This window comes from Microbulbifer maximicatervae (SeqCode), assembly GCF_052467505.1.
In genome coordinates this window covers 646,439-662,904 of record NZ_CP174313.1, presented here as the reverse complement: position 1 = coordinate 662,904, position 16,466 = coordinate 646,439, and the positions used below count along the sequence as shown (strand labels likewise).

The 16,466-nt window shown below is 47.7% G+C and carries 14 protein-coding genes; 10 read left to right on the top strand and 4 right to left on the bottom strand.

Annotation, left to right across the window (positions count from 1 at the left end):
- Positions 1–88: 88 nt before the first annotated feature.
- Positions 89–2,257, bottom strand: coding sequence for a jacalin-like lectin (locus ACJJIN_RS02985; RefSeq protein WP_444896817.1), 2,169 nt, complete (start codon positions 2,255–2,257; stop codon positions 89–91).
- Between the two features lie 754 nt (positions 2,258–3,011).
- Between ACJJIN_RS02985 and ACJJIN_RS02980 the strand changes: the two genes are divergently transcribed.
- The 7 genes from ACJJIN_RS02980 to ACJJIN_RS02950 all read left to right on the top strand — a co-directional run bounded on the left by ACJJIN_RS02980 (position 3,012) and on the right by ACJJIN_RS02950 (position 9,000).
- Positions 3,012–3,695, top strand: a complete 684-nt coding sequence (locus ACJJIN_RS02980; protein WP_444896816.1) for a hypothetical protein — start codon at positions 3,012–3,014, stop codon at positions 3,693–3,695.
- Positions 3,696–4,005: 310 nt separating this feature from the next.
- Positions 4,006–4,566 carry a hypothetical protein gene (locus tag ACJJIN_RS02975; protein ID WP_444896815.1) on the top strand — a complete coding sequence of 187 codons (561 nt, stop codon included), beginning with the start codon at positions 4,006–4,008 and terminating at the stop codon, positions 4,564–4,566.
- 273 nt (positions 4,567–4,839) lie between these two features.
- Positions 4,840–5,340: a P-loop nucleotide/nucleoside kinase family protein gene (locus ACJJIN_RS02970; RefSeq protein ID WP_444896814.1), complete on the top strand. Its 501-nt coding sequence runs from the start codon at positions 4,840–4,842 to the stop codon at positions 5,338–5,340.
- A 254-nt stretch (positions 5,341–5,594) separates the two neighbouring features.
- On the top strand, positions 5,595–6,317 hold the full coding sequence (gene arsH / locus ACJJIN_RS02965) for an arsenical resistance protein ArsH (protein WP_413665299.1): 723 nt from the start codon (positions 5,595–5,597) through the stop codon (positions 6,315–6,317).
- A gap of 98 nt (positions 6,318–6,415) precedes the next feature.
- A complete protein-coding gene (locus tag ACJJIN_RS02960) occupies positions 6,416–7,366 on the top strand; it encodes an alpha/beta hydrolase (protein WP_444896813.1) in 951 nt (316 codons plus the stop codon).
- A gap of 21 nt (positions 7,367–7,387) precedes the next feature.
- Positions 7,388–8,149, top strand: coding sequence for an amidohydrolase family protein (locus ACJJIN_RS02955; RefSeq protein ID WP_444896812.1), 762 nt, complete (start codon positions 7,388–7,390; stop codon positions 8,147–8,149).
- 194 nt (positions 8,150–8,343) lie between these two features.
- A complete protein-coding gene (locus tag ACJJIN_RS02950) occupies positions 8,344–9,000 on the top strand; it encodes a hypothetical protein (RefSeq protein WP_444896811.1) in 657 nt (218 codons plus the stop codon).
- A gap of 1 nt (position 9,001) precedes the next feature.
- Here the strand turns inward: ACJJIN_RS02950 and ACJJIN_RS02945 are convergent, their stop codons facing one another.
- The 3 genes from ACJJIN_RS02945 to ACJJIN_RS02935 all read right to left on the bottom strand — a co-directional run bounded on the left by ACJJIN_RS02945 (position 9,002) and on the right by ACJJIN_RS02935 (position 12,920).
- Entirely contained in the window at positions 9,002–10,399 is a 1,398-nt protein-coding gene (locus ACJJIN_RS02945) for an MFS transporter (RefSeq protein WP_444896810.1), read from the bottom strand.
- Between the two features lie 110 nt (positions 10,400–10,509).
- The gene (locus tag ACJJIN_RS02940) at positions 10,510–11,589 is read right to left on the bottom strand and encodes a LacI family DNA-binding transcriptional regulator (RefSeq protein ID WP_444896809.1); all 1,080 of its coding nucleotides are present in this window, start codon (positions 11,587–11,589) and stop codon (positions 10,510–10,512) included.
- Positions 11,590–11,660: 71 nt separating this feature from the next.
- Entirely contained in the window at positions 11,661–12,920 is a 1,260-nt protein-coding gene (locus ACJJIN_RS02935) for an MFS transporter (RefSeq protein ID WP_444896808.1), read from the bottom strand.
- Positions 12,921–13,021: 101 nt separating this feature from the next.
- Between ACJJIN_RS02935 and ACJJIN_RS02930 the strand changes: the two genes are divergently transcribed.
- From ACJJIN_RS02930 to pgmB, 3 genes are all read left to right on the top strand, one after another.
- Positions 13,022–13,174 carry a hypothetical protein gene (locus tag ACJJIN_RS02930; protein ID WP_444896807.1) on the top strand — a complete coding sequence of 51 codons (153 nt, stop codon included), beginning with the start codon at positions 13,022–13,024 and terminating at the stop codon, positions 13,172–13,174.
- A 174-nt stretch (positions 13,175–13,348) separates the two neighbouring features.
- Positions 13,349–15,700 carry a glycoside hydrolase family 65 protein gene (locus ACJJIN_RS02925; RefSeq protein WP_444896806.1) on the top strand — a complete coding sequence of 784 codons (2,352 nt, stop codon included), beginning with the start codon at positions 13,349–13,351 and terminating at the stop codon, positions 15,698–15,700.
- On the top strand, positions 15,700–16,413 hold the full coding sequence (gene pgmB, locus ACJJIN_RS02920) for a beta-phosphoglucomutase (protein ID WP_444896805.1): 714 nt from the start codon (positions 15,700–15,702) through the stop codon (positions 16,411–16,413). The genes ACJJIN_RS02925 and pgmB overlap by 1 nt, the downstream gene beginning before the upstream one ends.
- The last annotated feature ends 53 nt before the right edge of the window (positions 16,414–16,466 follow it).

Genomic DNA, 16,466 nt, shown 5'->3' with positions numbered 1-16,466 from the left:
CCCGTATTCAGCCGAGAGAGCTTCCTTTAGTGAGCGAGTAGTAAGAGGAATCCCGGCAGCATATTCACCGCCGGGATATTGTGAGTCGTTAAGGTAGGCAGGCTGCGTTAGAGAAGAAATACTTTACTTCGTAGTCACTACAATCCTCTGTTGCACAAAAGAAGCGGTAATTAGTGCCGATATCGCCTATATGCATGCTTTCGCCGGTTAAGGAATAATCCAACTTCGTATCAACAACCCTTGCCTCAATACCAGCAACATCACTGACAGCACAGCTATTGCTGATGTTTCCCGCTGACTTGTGTTCGTTAAAGCTCTCATAATCAATGCCACCTGAGGAGGGATCATCCAGGTCCAGCCACTCGGTTGCGTAGTACCCTGGATTTACCAAGCTGTTGGACAACTTGTGCACGCCCAAAGCATCGATTTCATCACCGTGGCGCCCGTGGAAAGCAAAAATTTGCTGGGATGAAGTGGAAGAATAAGTTGTACAAGTCCCCTGCTGAGTCCCCCCGGAAATAGATGAGCCATTGCTCGACGTCAATTTAAGGTAGTAAACACTACCCGTATCATGCTTTTCATCGTCGACACAAATTTTAACGTCATCCAAATACTCGCTGCTGGCGGAGTTGAAACTCAGTACACTCCCCATCGAGCCCCCATCTCCATCACCATATTCAATACAGTATTCATGATCACTGGCTGCGGCATGGCTTAGGGACTGCTTAAATTCATAGCAAGCTTTCAAACCATCAACTCGTCCACCAGAACGAATCTGGACAGATTTCAGATTCATAGTACCGCTGCCGAGCAGTTTACGTTTTACCAGGTCGATTGAATCAAACGCATCGCCTCCGGTACCACCGACGGCATCTTTTTTGATGTAGCCAAAATCCGAGTAACTATCTTGGTTGGCGATCCAGAACCCACCAAATGGTTCGTAGTAATTCACCCAAACCGAGGTAGTTACACCTTCTGAATTCCTCTTGGCATAGAGCGCGGCATTTTCCAAAGCGTTATAAGGCATTCCATAGCGGTAGCCATCAGCTTCACAGGCGGAGTAACCTTCACTCCAGGTTCCCAATGCACTGCTGATGTGCCAGTTTCGCTCATCGTCCACACAGGCAAACACTCGCTCCGTGCTACAGCTATAGTCACGAATTTCACCGTCATTACTTAACCAGGCGCAACTATTGTTACCACTGGGAGAGTCATTCCGCCAAGACCACGTAAAATCTTCAATCTGGGGTGCTTTAGAGGCACCTATAGTGGTCGCATTGGCCTCCACCAGCGCCAACTCAAGCATGTTATACCCAGATACTGCTTTCTCCAGGATCTCACTGCCGGAATACTTGATGTCATCCTTGCTATATTCCGTTGTTGCATCCAGGGCGACACTTAAATTCCCATTGTTGTAGTGGCTGGTTGCGCTGGCATTACCATCGATATCTGCTGTTAGCTGGCTGGAATTTTGTGCAAGTGGCTCATTAGAAGTGAGGTTTCCAGATGCATCCATTTCATCCACACCGATCCAGACATTGCGCCTGAATTTCGATGTGTTTGACTCGTCATGGTAATCACACAGATTGTTATCACCAGTGTGCGGATACTCTCTGGGCACCTGAATAAATAGGATAACGTTGCGTCCCGCATCCAACACATCCTGTTTAGTCAGTGTTTGCGCCGGCAGGGAGGCGCAATCATCTTCTGTATAGCCCCAGTCGGTAGGCTTAAATACCAGATCCCCCAACCTGCTTTCAATTTTCTCACCAATCTTATTGCGGAAGTTCTGGTGGTAATCAGAATCGTAAGCCTCAAACTTTAGGAATATGACTTCATCGTTATTATCGTCAAGAAAATCCTTAATCTCATCCAGCCCATCCCCCAGCGTTGCAGCTGTACCAAACATATAAATACACATAGTGGCCTCTTCCAGGCCCATATGACACAGGTGCGGTGTTGAGCTGAAATTGGAAGCGGGGTAAGTATCATATTCTACCAGACGTATTCCCCGACTGAATAATTTCTCCGGCGCGTACCACTGGTTTACATCGGTATATACACCCTGATCCCACTGATAGGATGCATAGGCATTATGCGCTCCCGCCCACAAGGTCTTTGACAAGGGAGCCTTTGTATCAATCTGCCCCTGTAAATCCAGGCGCCTCACTTTATCATCGCTAGCATCAATTTCGCCGACAACAGACATCGAAAAACTCAAAAGCAAACTTGATACCAAACCAATTGTTTTATGCATTATTCTTTTCCTGATAAGTATCTTGATAGTTACCGCTAAAATAAAAATCCCAGTAAGTATTTCCCCTCAGTTGAATTGACCAATTGGAACAAGCGTACACGCCTGTCGTGAACCGCTAAATTACAACAGTACTGACTGGTCAATTTTAGTCATTTACCCTACTTTACATTTTCATAATTTGCGCACTTTTCAGTACTGACAAACATCCATCTCCGAATTAAACATTCATAAAACTACCCGCTAGCGGGGGGCGCAAATAGTAGCTACAGAGCATGACCAATCAGTTACGAGCTTAAGGCAGTTATGTAAATATCTGCCCATTTGTAACAGGGCCAACATAAATGACAGACCAAATGTCCCTCCAGTATTTAGGGTTCAATCACAACCTTGGAAGTAATATCACGCACGTTAAATCTTCTGGTTTAGGAGCAGAGTTTGGGCATCTAATTCATCTTTTCAGATTATTGATAGTTTCAAAATATAATTGGGACAAACCTTAAAAGAGTCAGCATCACACTCATCAGCTAACATCGATAAAAAAATAGACGACAAGAAATCTTCTCCTTAAAGCGTAGAGTTGATTTAAAGCTAAGCCGGATTCAGATATAAGAAGAATACAACTTAGATATTTATACTTACCAAACAATGAATTGAGCACCCAAGGAGTGGTAGGCTTATTGAAATATTACATTCATAGAACAAATAGAAACTTATAATTTCCGCCCCAGGAAAGCAGCCTTATCAAGGAGAGAGAATGAAAAGCAAGGCACTTATCATACTGAGTAGTATTCTTATCGCCTCATGTGGATCTATGCGACCGCAAAATGCAAGCAATTATCAGCAAGACCTGATCACCCCAGAAGAAACAGATAACTTTGTACTCACCGAAAGCAGCACCTTCGATGAACCCATGCTGGGAATTGCCCTAAAGTACGATAATAAGCAGTATCCTACCGATATTATCAATGTCTATGTATACCCTATCGATAGCATCACATGGGAAAATACAGATGAAATCATCTCCATTGAAATGGGCGATATTATAGATGAAGTTGACTTTGCTATAGAGCAAGGGCATTACAAGTCAAGATCACCAGAGACTATTGAAAACTTCAGTTTTAAAATCGGTGAAAAGCTATATTCTGGAAAAAAGTCATCTTTCACACTTACCAACAGAAACGATGCTGAATACTTCTCAAATAGCTATGTATTTGTCGATAAGGATAAATATATAAAGTTCAGAACCAGCTTCGACAGCAGAGCGACCGTAGAATGGAATGGCGACTCAGCAGTGAAAGAAATACTGCCTGAAATAGTTGTTCCCGACGAGTCTGCGTACATGAAGAACCTGAGAGCTGAACACCAAAAAGAAATCACCAAGAATCTGATAAAATCACTATTCCAAGCTTCTCAAGAATCACAACCCAACACAGAATAATTTCTCAACTAACTTAATAGCAATTGCGACAAATCCAACTCTGTCAGAGCTGATGGCTACTAGGTGCCGCTTAGCACCAGAGAATTACGAGCGGCACGCTTTAACTGAAGCCTCCTGTACTTCAATGGCATGAAAGCACACTCCTTTCCCCATTGGCAGGAGTTTAGCCCTAGGCATCTCCAATTCAGAATTTAAGCAAATCCCACTAAAATCTACACAAACTGGCAAATGAATTTCTCAGGTGCTTGAGATAATACTGGTACTTCGGCGTCTATGATTAAGGAGGCACTTAGGAAAGGAAATTCGAATCATGAGCAAAATCCTGCCTCCAACTCTTGTTCTTCTGCTCGCCGCATTTGTTTTAGGCGCGCAAGCCAACAACTATGTCAGTAAGGATAGTCAAGCCACTTCGCCTCTCGGATGTATCAGTGCCACATCAGTACTATCTACCCATACACCGACAGATATTACTGCTGCCGCCAAAACATGTACCGAACAATCCAAATTTGATGAGGCAGCTGAGCTGTTAATGGTTGCCAGTGCCTTTGCTTATTTCGACACACAGAGGGTTAGCGATAAAACCGGGCACAATGTATTAAGAGTGATTTTCAATAAAAAATTTAATTCGATGCCAGAGGGAGATCGAAAAAAACTATTCGCCAGCATTAACTCTCTTGATCAGGGCGGCGCAAGGAAGCTGGAAGTTTGTAACTATTTGACAGCCGCAAAGCCGCCATCCTATATACCAAGCTATATGATTTCTCATGGGTTAAGAAAATTTACAGGCGTTACTGAAGCCCCCCTGATAAAAGATTTTGATGCCGATCAAAGTTGGTTAAACTCAATGGTGTTTGTCAAATGCCGCAGTTAATCGGTATCTTGTTGCATAGAGACGAAATACCTATATCAGGCTCACCTTTGGGCTGAATATAAGTATCTAAGGCAGTAAAGATTCCCACGCCTTAAATACTAGCCATCTAGATGCCCTCAAGCATATTCGGCCACCGCAATTCTGGTATTTCCCTGATGCTTAGCTAAATCGCCACTTCATGAGTTCCCTTTGCCACTATTTACCAAGCGTAAAGTTTCAGGCATGATTTTCCCATAGTCGAAATTTTCTCTAATCGGATTAACGGGAAGAACTGTGAAAGAAAACGGAATGCTCTTTTTATTTTGTGGAAAGATGGGCGCAGGAAAAAGTACAAAAGCTGCGGAGATAGCACAAACTACAGGAGCTATTCTTATTTCCGAAGATGAGTGGCTGTCTAACTTATATCCCCATGAGATCACCTCACTCTCCACTTACATAGAGTATTCTGCAAGATTAAAACCAATGATCAAGTCACATACTCAGGATATCTTAAGGAGTGGCATCTCGGTAGTACTGGATTTTCCCGGCAATACAAGAAAACAAAGATCTTGGTTCAAAGAGATATTTCTGGATAACCTCTTTCCCCATCAATTAATCTATCTTAAAGCCGATGATAAATTATGTTTACAACAAATTGCCCAAAGGCAAAAATCACATCCGGAACGAGCCGCCTTTGATACCCCTGAGACCTTCAAACAAGTTAATAAGTACTTTGAAGAACCTTGCCAATCAGAGGGATTCAATATTGAAGTAGTCCATCTGGGAGGCATTTAAACGTACCCACTCCCTCTAATAATTGGGAGTAACCTCTACTGGACTCTCTTTCCGTTTGCCCTATCTCCTCCAGTGTTGGAGAAACTAAAGGAAGCCTAAGTCTCGATGCTGGCTCAGTATTTTGACTCCCTGTGAACCCGTTATTCGACTAGCCGGTTCCAAGCAGATTCAGAAAGGCCCGACTGAGACTGATGCACCTTTGCTTTGCCTCATATTTCGATTATTATGGAAATATAGAAATTTGGAGGTAACTCATGATGCTACCAAACCACACCCCCATCAATATTCTTAATCGCCTGGTGGACTCCCCTCCCAATGGCGACCCTACCAGGATTCTGGTGTTGTACGGATCCCTGAGACCCAACTCCTTTTCGCGTCTATTGGCCAACCAGGTTGTTGAAATATTGCAGCATTTTGGTGCCGAGGTTCGCTTGTTTGACCCTGTCGACCTCCCTCTTTACGACGGCACCAGCCAGGATCACCCCAAGGTGCAGCAATTGCGCGAGTGGTCTGCCTGGAGCCAGGGTCAAGTGTGGATTAGCCCGGAAATACATGGAAATGTCTCGGCCGTTTTCAAGAATCAGATCGACTGGCTACCACTGGACCAATCTGCAAGCCGGGCAACCCAGGGAAAAACCCTAGCGGTCATGCAGATTTCCGGTGGCTCGCAGTCATTCAATACTGTCAACAATTTGAGGGTTCTCGGCCGCTGGATGCGCATGTTTACGATTCCCAACCAATCCTCTATTGCCAAGGCCTGGCAGGAATTCGATGAACAAGGGCACCTCAAGGATTCCCCATTCCGGGACCGGGTGATTGACGTTCTGGAAGAGCTGGTAAAAACCACCATTTTGTTGCGTGGCCAGGGTAACTATCTGACCGAGCGGTACAGCGAGAACAAATCAGAGGTGCAGTCAGCTTCGACAACATCTATTCAGACCTTGGTGGCTGAAAGCGGTGTCGCAGAACCCAGCTAAAAGTACTGGCATTTCGCTGCCGAAGGTCCACATTTAGCAAAGGTCCATATCTAGCTATGGACCACTAGCTGATAGGAACTCCGATAAGGATCTCGTCAATGAGCTTTTCCCTGGACCCGGAATTTTCACGTGCCCTTGGCAAGTTTGGCGACTTGCTGGATACCTTGGCAGAAGCGCCTATTGGGGATGTGGATACTCGCCGTAAGAATGGAGCCGTGGTCACTCAAGCACTATTTCAGGGTCGCAGTTTTCCATCAGATGTTTCTTTTCGGGACTTTACCCTAAAGAGTTCAGACCAAGAGGAGATCCAGTTACGCTGGTACCAAAAGGAGAAGAGCAAGCCAGGCTCCGCCATACTCTACATTCATGGCGGTGGGCTCATCTGCCACGATATCTCACGGTACGACTTGGTCATCGCCAAATACGTAGCTGCCAGCGGCGTGCCCTTTTTATCAGTAAATTACCGAAAGGCTCCGGAGTTCCCCTACCCTATACCGATTGATGATTGCTATCGGGCATTCATTTGGCTGGTGCAGCACTCACAGGAACTCTCCATTGACCCCTCGCGAATTGGCATCATGGGAGATAGTGCCGGAGGGGGTCTGGCTGCAGCCCTGACAATTGTCGCCCGTGACAAAAAAGGCCCGTCCCTGGCACGGCAGATTTTGTTATACCCAATGCTGGACGACAGAACGGTTACTCCCGATCCCGAGTTATTGCCATTTATTATCTGGACCTATGAAGACAATCTCACCGGCTGGACTGCTTACCTGGGTAATCAGGTGGGCAGCCCTACGGTCAGTCCTCATGCTGCCCCTGCCCGCCTGCAAGATGCCAAGGGTCTACCGCCAGCATTTATCGATGTTGGCGAACTAGATATTTTTCGCGATGAGGATATGCAATACGCCCAATTACTCACCGATGCCGGTGTTAGCACGGAGCTCCACGTTCGACCTGGCGTGATTCACTCTTGGGAGCTATTCGCCCCGGACATTCCCGTCTCACAGCGCGCTCTTGCAGATCGAGTGAGAGTCATCCAGGAAATCTAAGCGAGCACGGTGCACCCGACTATGGAACAGCAAAAACAGAGACTATTTGATAGTCACTTCCACATCATAAATCCCAAGTTCCCCCTATTCCCAAATCACGGCTACTTGCCGCCAACATTTACCGTGGATGACTATCAACTCAAGTTACAAGACTACCAGTTAGTGGGGGGCGCTGTAGTTTCCGGCTCATTCCAAAAACAGGATCAAACCTACCTTATTGATGCCCTGGAAAAGCTGGGCAAAAACTATGTTGGGGTCACACAGCTATCCGCCGACACTCCCGACAACACCATTTTGTCACTCCACAAACATGGAGTCAGAGCCCTACGATTTAATTTGGTACGGGGTGGCTCGGAACAGATCGGTTTTATCGATACCCTTGCCCGGCGAGTTTTTGACTTGGCAGGCTGGCATGTCGAACTATACCTTGAAGCCTCTGCATTGACCCCTCTCTATAATAAATTGATCGCGTTACCAGCCGCCTCTATTGATCACATGGGAATCACCAAGCAAGGTTTTCCTATCTTACTCAAACTGGCAGAAAAAGGGATAAAGGTAAAAGCGAGCGGCTTTGGCCGCCTGGATTTCGATCCCGCAGCGGCAATTGTCGACCTCTACCAGGCCAACCCACATTGCCTGATGTTTGGCTCCGATCTTCCCTCTACCAGGGCACCGCGCCCCTTCAAACCTGAAGATATTTTGTTAATTCGCGACACCCTGAATGAAGCACAAGCAGAAAATGTTCTGGTAAAAAATGCCTATCAATTTTATTTAAAAAAATAATGGAATGAGGGGGCAGTATCAGGAACTGAGTTCTTCTTCTGCTGTCATTCACTACGCTGTATTTTCTAAAAGCGCACGATATGCCTAAATTCGTGCACTTCTCTATACCCACTCAATTCATGCTACAGCAGTGTAATCTCGGGTCATCGATCATCTTTATAAATCACTGGCAATTAAAACATGCGAATTGTAGGATGCGCCGAATATTTCAGGCCACAGGGAACCTGGAAGATACAGTGCAGGAGGTTGTAGTGAAAGGACTGGTAACGGTTATTTTTTCCCTATTTGTGCTATCCGGATGTACCGGCATTGGCACAAAACCCCTGGGAGAAAAAGAGGTAGCGCTAGGCGTAGATACTGAGCAATCCATTAAAGAGAAGCTCGGTAAGCCTTATGAAAAAGGCGTGTTTGTAAAAAACAACCAACAAATTTTAACACTCGCTTATGCTTACCCCACTACTGGCAAAAAGGCGGTTAGCGAAAATATTAGCGGTACCCGTAACCAGGGTTTCTACTTTTATAACGATAAATTGGTTGGGCAGGATTTTGTCAGCTCTCTCGCTGAAGATTCCACCGATTTTGATGAGTCAAAAGTACCACTTATCAGCGAAGGCCAAACCAGTATTCTCGAAGCTCTGGATTTATTGGGCAAACCCTCCGGCGAATATCAGTACCCACTGATCAGCAATAAATCCGAGAAAGCCAAAGTGTATATGTATAGCCAAACCAATAAGGCTATTTTCCAACCGGCCTCTTATCAAAAAGTATTGATTCTCAGTTACAATACTGATGGCATCATCACGAACGTGAATTTTGCAGAATTAGGCAATAGAAATTTAAGCGAGCAATAAATCATTTCTCAGACAGGGGAGCCTTATCCGCTGGCTTCCCCGAAACAAATAAAAGGCACACCACCAGTCCCACCATCGCCAGATAGGCATTAACCGTGAAAGCGCGATCGATCCCTGTAGAAATATCGGGAGCCATTGCCACAATTGTGGTATTCATACCCAAGCCTATTGCTCCCCCACCAATCTGGAACATATAGAGAATTGCTCCCGCCAAGCTCGCTCGCTCCGGCGCTACAACCGTAATTGCGGCAGTAGTAATAGCAGAATAAAACAGGCCAATACCCGCCCCGAGAACCACCAGTCCCGGTACCATTTGCAAAAAAGTTGTTTCCTTATGTAAATGAGAAAGCATAAACATACCGATACACATGGCAATGGTGCCCGCTGAGACAATCGTTTTTGCACCGAGCGTTTCGTAGAGCCCACCGGCAATAAAAGACACCAAACCAAATGAGACCATCATAGGAAGTAGCCCCATTCCCGAGTACATCGCCGAGTGATTATGGACTTTACTCAAGTATTGGGGAACGTATACAAGGGCTGCAAAGAACACCACAGACAGCAACAAGGTAGCTATACCTGCGGCAAAGAAACCGTGATTCGTTGCTACATCTACGGGAATTAACGCATCTCTGCCCACATGGCGCTCAACCAGTATAAACGCCCCCATAAACAGCAAGGTGGCTAGTGCCAAGACAATAATCACCGGGCTCTTAAAGCCGATATCCACGACTAAATCCAGCGCCAGCAGAAGGCAAAACAGCGATGTGGTCAGGGTGATTACACCACCGTAATCAATGCGCTCGGTGACATTTTCCGGTGTGTCATCCGGGATAACCTTCCAGCAGACCCAAAATGCCAATGCAGCCACCGGCAAGTTGATAAAGAAAATCCAGCGCCAGCTCAATAAGTCTGTAAGAATGCCCCCCAATACCGGACCAATTGCATTCGCAGCGGCACACATGCCCATCACCAAGCCCCCGGCAAAGCCCGAGCGGTCCTCCGGTAACATCCCGTAGATCAGCCCCAGGATTGCCGGCCACATAAGGGCACTGCCGATCCCCATCAATCCCCGCGCCGCCAGTAGCATTGGAATATTGGTAGCTATGCCACCGAGGAGGGAGAAAAATGCAAAGGAGGCCATGCCGATGAAAAAGATTTTGCGCCGGCCAAACATATCCGCCAAACGCCCGCCCGAGATCAGCAGTATCCCAAAAGCCAATGTATAGCCGTTGATAATCCATTGGGTGGTGGTGATATTGGAGTTGAAGTCTTTTTCGATGGCTGGAATTGCTACGGAAAACGCAGTGAGATCATTTCCGATCAGAAAAATTGCCAAGCTTAGGGCAAACAGTCCCAGTACCTGAATTCTGGTCAGTTTAGTTTTCTCATCTACCATGTTTCGAGTCCAGCCACAGAGTTCGGTTTTACAAGTGTGGCTCAAACTCGGGAAACGGCAGGGACACTAACTACGCCCCTGCTGGCAAACAAAATGGTGAGAGCCTGCGACTAACGCTCACCTGAAGTGTCTTGAAAGAACTCCTCTACAGGCTGGTAATCCGGATTGGCACCACAAGAACCCCGCACGACCAACTCGGTAGGTAGTACATCTGGCATCGCCGATTTTCCAGAGAGGAGTTCCATCATTTTCTCCACCATCAATTCACCACCTCGGTGGATGTTCTGGCGAACGGTTGTCAGAGGAGGGGTAAAAAACGGCGCGATTGGGATATCGTCAAAACCCACTATGCCGACATCTTCTGGCACCTTATAGCCACGGGCCTGTAGCGCTTTTATCGCCCCCATAGCGATACTGTCACTGGCGGCGAAAATGCCATCAAAACTAAGCCCTTCCTGCGCAACCAGGTCGATAATGGATTGATAACCACTTTCACTGGAGAAGCCGGCGGTCAACTGCCTGGTAGTGCCAGACAGATCAGCTTCATTGAGCGCGGCACAGTAACCTTCAAATCGCCCATTGACCTCCGGGTGAGCTGTGTCGCCGAGAAAGAGAATTCGCCGCCGCCCCAAGCTCATTAAGTGCTCTGTGGCCTGACGCCCACCCATTTGATTGTCACTACTGACGATGCAATATTCGGCCCCCTGCCTTGAGGTCCCTCCCCAGACAACAAGAGGGTCCCCCTGCTGCTGCAGATCACGAAGTGGGGTATCGTCCACCCCTTGGCCAATCACAATAACGCCATCAGCCCGCCTGGAACTCATCAGATAAGAATGCCAATCCGAGCGGCTGGCGATACTGCTGGAAAACAGTAAATCGTATTTATGCACCGCGAGGCGATCGGCAATTGAACCAATCATATCGATCATAAATGGATCAGAAAATGTCTGGCCGCCACTGCGCCCCGTATTAATCACAACCGAAATTGTATGGCTGCGTTGCAGGCGTAAGTTTCGCGCGCTCTCATTGATTTTGTAATTCATGGAGCTCGCGATTTTTTGAATACGCTCGCGAGTCTTTTCGTTAATCAATGGATTATCGTTCAGCGCTCGCGAAACAGTAGATTCAGAAACTCCCGCCAACCGAGCAATATCGGACATGGAAACGGGAGAGGAGGACCCCTTGGGCATGGCGTACTTCACCTTGTTCGCGGGAAAAATGCCATCTTAGGCCCGTCGCCCAAGTTTGTAAAACCACCCTGCTACCCAGCCAGGGGGGCTGAGGCCTCAAGCGTCTCATCCCCCCGCTCTACGGCGCGACGGAAAAAGAACAGGGTAATCAGAATCACTGTGATGGGTACCAAGGATAAGTAGAAAGCCACCTGGCCATCAAAGGCCTCGAAAACCGACCCGGTAATCAGGGAGCCCGTTGTACCGCCCAGCGCAGAAAAAATCACCAGTAAACCTGTCATTGCAGAGTGCTGGTGGGTGGGCAATGAACTGAGCATCACAGAGTTGATAGCTGGATACACTGGTGCCATAAACAAGCCAATCAGCGGTAAAACAAAAGCCGCCACTGGGGCACTAAGCCAGTTTACATCGGGATTCGCCACAATATTACTCGCCAGGGGCAAGCTAACGACCACCAGTACTCCCATCGCAACTAAGCACACATTCAGCATCGGGTACCAGTGTACTTTACGCATCATCACACCGGCACCAAGTCGCCCCAACGCCAGCCCTGCGGCAAAGATACTTGCAGCCTGAACACTCATCGCAGCGGGCAGCTTAAGAATTTCATTATTAAAAGTCGGCAACCAACTTCCTATCCCCTGCTCAATCAATACATAGAAAAATACGGAGATCACGTAGATGTATACCAGGGGTTTGGCCATCAACTTTATCATCGCGATAAAGTCCTGTTTCGGGCTAGCCTCTTCGATTCGCGCCCCGGATTCATCCAGCTCTGTGCACCAGAGCAATACAAATGCAATCACACAGACCACCGCCAACACCCAATAGACATTGAGCCAGGCAGTCGACCCTTGGTTCGATGAATCAATAAAAGCGCTAAACAGCCAGTAACCACTGAGAACCCCCACCATAAACACCCCCTCCAGGGTGTTTAGAAGGCTCGCATGTGCGCTGCGGCCCTGCGCTAGTAATCCCACGGTGGAGTATGCGGCAACCTTTACCAATGCGAACGCAACACCCACGGACAAGAACAGTAACTTCGCCGTCCAAAACCCGGGTAACAGGGGCATAGCTGTACAAGCCAGGGTGACGATTGCCAACCCCGCCAGCATCGCCCGCTTAAACCCCAGCCGGGGAAGCTGGGAGGCAATCAGGAAAGACACAATACCGATGGGGATATCCTTGAATCCCTCCAGCACACTCGCAGCAGACTTACTCACCCCATAGGTATTGATTACCTGCAGGATCACAGTACCCACGCTGTTCAACAAAATGGCAAAGACAAAGTAGATAGCGAATAGAGATAGGAGTATGCGCTGATTCTTCATAGTGGATTCTATCTGGCTCTGTGGTTTAGGCAGTCAGCCGTACCAACCTGTTATTGTACATTTTTTACCCAGACTTTGTGGAGAAAGGCGACTTCGCCCCAATGCCTGAAGAGACCCAGTATGTATCAGTCAGGCAAAAATTTGCAATCGTTTGCATAAAAACCAATAAAAATTTGGGAATGCCTTATGCCGATCAGTCACAAAACAACTGGCAATTGACCCAAGATAAAAAAATAGTCCATATTTTTCAGTAGCTTACAGATTTTTCGGAAATGAAAATCAGGCCTATCTTCTAGTAACAGCCAGGCTTAACCCCAGATTTGCAATCGATTGCAAAAAGACATCAACTACGGATAGACTGAAAGCCAGTTGCCGAAGGCCCAGCAGGCCCGGCCCTAGGACCCAATCTCCAATCCAGTGAAAGTGGTATGAAGCAAAAACAACAAATCAAACACAAGATCCACCCCTGGGACCTGGTGGAGGACACCTTCCAGCCCGAAGATTACAGCCTCAATGCCACCCTATTCTCCCTCGGTAATGGCTATATCGGCTTGCGCGGTACCTTTGAGGAGGGTTTCGATCCAGAACCCTTCACGGATGGTTGTTACCTGAATGGAGTCTACGCTAGCGAACCTATCACCTATGGTGAGTCTGCTTATGGCTACGCGCGCAACAACCAGAGGATGTTGACGGTTCCCGACGGCAAGACCATTTATATCAGCTTGGATGGAGAACGCTTTAGTCTCGCCCAAGGCGAGCTGCTCAACTACGAGCGCCGCCTGGACATGGCCGCGGGGATCAGCGAGAGAAAACTCACTTGGCGCTCCCCAAAAGGAAAAACCATTGAACTCAAAGTGCAGCGCCTGGTTTCCCTCAGTGAGAAAAACCTGTTAGCTCTGCAACTGGAACTCACTCCCATCGATTTTGACGGAGAGGTACACCTGCAATCCTGCCTTGATGGTGACCTTGCCCAAGCAGAACGCAGTGAGGACCCACGCCTAGCCTCCCCTATTGATCGGGGAGATATCGAATGGCTGGAAAATACAGCTGAAGATGGTTATTTGGCCCTGCCTCTATCCGTTAAGAGCAGTCGCTTCTCTATACGATGCGCAGCCCTGCACCTTTGTGAGAGTGACAGCGATTACACGTCCAATAACCTCCGCAGTGAAGACTGCGTCTCGGTTGACTATCGCTTTGCTGCCCGCCGCAACACCCCTATTCGCCTAACCAAGTACATCGCTTACTTTGCACAGCAAAATGCTGAGCCGATATCAGAAGGCGAATTGCATCAATACCTGGAGCGCTGTGCGGCTAAAAGTTTTGCGAACCATGTCGAAACCCAGCGTATACAAATGGACAATTTCTGGCTCGAATCCGATATTCAGGTCAGTGGAAATGATGCCCTGCAGCAGGGAATACGTTTCAACCAGTACCACTTGTTCCAATCCCTAGGCCGGGATGGCAATACCAATATTGCAGCCAAAGGACTTTCCGGTGACGGCTATGACGGTCACTATTTCTGGGATACAGAAATCTATGTACTACCGTTTTTCCTCTACACCCAACCCGAATTAGCGCGCGGCCTACTGGAATACCGCTACTCAATCCTCGATGCCGCACGAAAAAGAGCGAGGGAGATGTCGATTCAAAAGGGAGCACTGTTTCCCTGGCGCACCATCGGCGGCGAGGAGTGCTCAGCCTATTATCCGGCAGGCACTGCGCAATACCATATCAATGCGGATATTGCCTACGCCGTACAACATTACTGCCGGGTTACCGGTGATGTCGATTTTCTGCGCAACAAGGGCGCAGAAGTCGTGATAGAGGGCGCGCGTATGTGGTTGGAGATTGGCCACTTCAACGCACTTCGCGACAACCAGTTCTGCATTAATGAGGTTACCGGACCAGACGAGTACACCGCACTGGTTGACAATAATTTCTACACAAACCTGATGGCCAAGGCCCATCTTGAATATGCTGTTGAAGTATTACAGTGGTTAAAATCATTCGATCCTGCAGCATGCGATGAGTTAATCCAGCGTATTCAACTCGACAAACAGGAAATTGATAACTGGGCCAAGGCCGCAGAAAGCATGTATCTACCCTACGATGAAAAGCAGGGTATACATTCTCAAGACGATAGTTTTCTAAACAAACCCCGCTGGAATATTGCCGAAACACCTTCCGATCAATTCCCGCTGTTACTTCACTATCATCCCCTGGTGATCTATCGACACCAAGTTTGTAAACAGGCCGATGTCGTTCTTGGCCTGTTACTGGAAAGTTCAGAGTTTTCAATTGATCAGAAGCGTCGGGATTTCGACTTCTATGAACCGCTCACCACACACGACTCCACTTTGTCCGCTTGTATTCACAGCATTATTGCCAGTGAAGTTGGGTATCCGGATAAAGCGCTGAACTACTTCCAGCAAGTCGCGCGAATGGATCTGGATAACCACCACAACAATACCCAGCACGGCATACACACTGCCTGCATGGGGGGTACCTGGATGTGTATGGTCCAGGGATTTGCAGGAATGCGCCTGCACGGCAATGAACTCAACTTCAATCCATATCTGCCTAATGGAATGGACGGCTATCGTTTCCGGTTGCAATTCCGTGGCCGCACGATCGCAGTCGATGTCGATTCTTACAGCGCCAGGTACACCTTGGTGAAAGGTGAAGCGCTCAGCCTTCATCACGGCAAGCAAATTCTATTCCTGGAGACACCAGGGCAAACAGAAACCATTCAAATAGCACCGATGGAGGAGGTATCCTGATGATCTATCGTGCAGCAATTTTTGATCTCGACGGCGTAATTGCAGACACCGCACGTCTCCACCTGATCGCATGGCAACAGCTGGCTGAAGGGCTCAACCTTCCCTGGACAGCGGATACTGAAGAGCGCTTAAAGGGCCTGGAAAGAATGGCTTCTCTTGAGGTGATTCTCGGGGAAAAAAGCAGCAATTACACTGAAGAAGCAAAAATCGCACTGGCTGCTAGAAAAAACAGCCGCTACCAGGAATTAATTCGCAGCCTCTCTCCCGCAGACTTGTTACCGGGCGCCGGTAAACTGCTCGCATGGTTAAATTCTCAGCATATTCCGGTTGGCCTCGCCTCAGCGAGTAAAAACGCGCCGGCGGTATTGGAAGCCCTGGGAATATCCCGGTGCTTTTCTGTTATTGCAGACCCGGAAAAATCTGCACCTAAACCTGCACCAGATATATTCCTAGCCGCCGCCAAAGGTCTAGGAATTGATCCAGAGTTTTGCATTGCTTTTGAGGATGCGCCCGCAGGAGTCAGTGCAATTAAGTCCGCTGATGGTATGACGGCTGTAGGCATAGGCAGCCCAGATGTCCTTAAAGATGCTGACTACACCCTGGCAACCCTATTGGAATTTACACCAAATGACTTTTTCTTATCTGTACTAGCAGAGTCCGGCATTCGTCAAAATATGAATATCGATAAACGACCCAACGAAAAAATAGATTAGAACCCTATGGCTCTACCATGCAAGCAGCAAGACTCCAATATATAACGAACCTC

Excerpts from the sequence above, each read along its gene's own strand:
- ACJJIN_RS02985 (WP_444896817.1), bottom strand. The coding sequence starts at position 2,257 with ATGCATAAAACAATTGGTTTGGTATCAAGTTTGCTTTTGAGTTTTTCG.
- ACJJIN_RS02980 (WP_444896816.1), top strand. The coding sequence starts at position 3,012 with ATGAAAAGCAAGGCACTTATCATACTGAGTAGTATTCTTATCGCCTCA.
- ACJJIN_RS02975 (WP_444896815.1), top strand. The coding sequence starts at position 4,006 with ATGAGCAAAATCCTGCCTCCAACTCTTGTTCTTCTGCTCGCCGCATTT.
- arsH (WP_413665299.1), top strand. The coding sequence starts at position 5,595 with ATGATGCTACCAAACCACACCCCCATCAATATTCTTAATCGCCTGGTG.
- ACJJIN_RS02960 (WP_444896813.1), top strand. The coding sequence starts at position 6,416 with ATGAGCTTTTCCCTGGACCCGGAATTTTCACGTGCCCTTGGCAAGTTT.
- ACJJIN_RS02955 (WP_444896812.1), top strand. The coding sequence starts at position 7,388 with ATGGAACAGCAAAAACAGAGACTATTTGATAGTCACTTCCACATCATA.
- ACJJIN_RS02950 (WP_444896811.1), top strand. The coding sequence starts at position 8,344 with ATGCGCCGAATATTTCAGGCCACAGGGAACCTGGAAGATACAGTGCAG.
- ACJJIN_RS02945 (WP_444896810.1), bottom strand. The coding sequence starts at position 10,399 with ATGGTAGATGAGAAAACTAAACTGACCAGAATTCAGGTACTGGGACTG.
- ACJJIN_RS02940 (WP_444896809.1), bottom strand. The coding sequence starts at position 11,589 with ATGCCCAAGGGGTCCTCCTCTCCCGTTTCCATGTCCGATATTGCTCGG.
- ACJJIN_RS02935 (WP_444896808.1), bottom strand. The coding sequence starts at position 12,920 with ATGAAGAATCAGCGCATACTCCTATCTCTATTCGCTATCTACTTTGTC.
- ACJJIN_RS02930 (WP_444896807.1), top strand. The coding sequence starts at position 13,022 with ATGCCTGAAGAGACCCAGTATGTATCAGTCAGGCAAAAATTTGCAATC.
- ACJJIN_RS02925 (WP_444896806.1), top strand. The coding sequence starts at position 13,349 with ATGAAGCAAAAACAACAAATCAAACACAAGATCCACCCCTGGGACCTG.
- pgmB (WP_444896805.1), top strand. The coding sequence starts at position 15,700 with ATGATCTATCGTGCAGCAATTTTTGATCTCGACGGCGTAATTGCAGAC.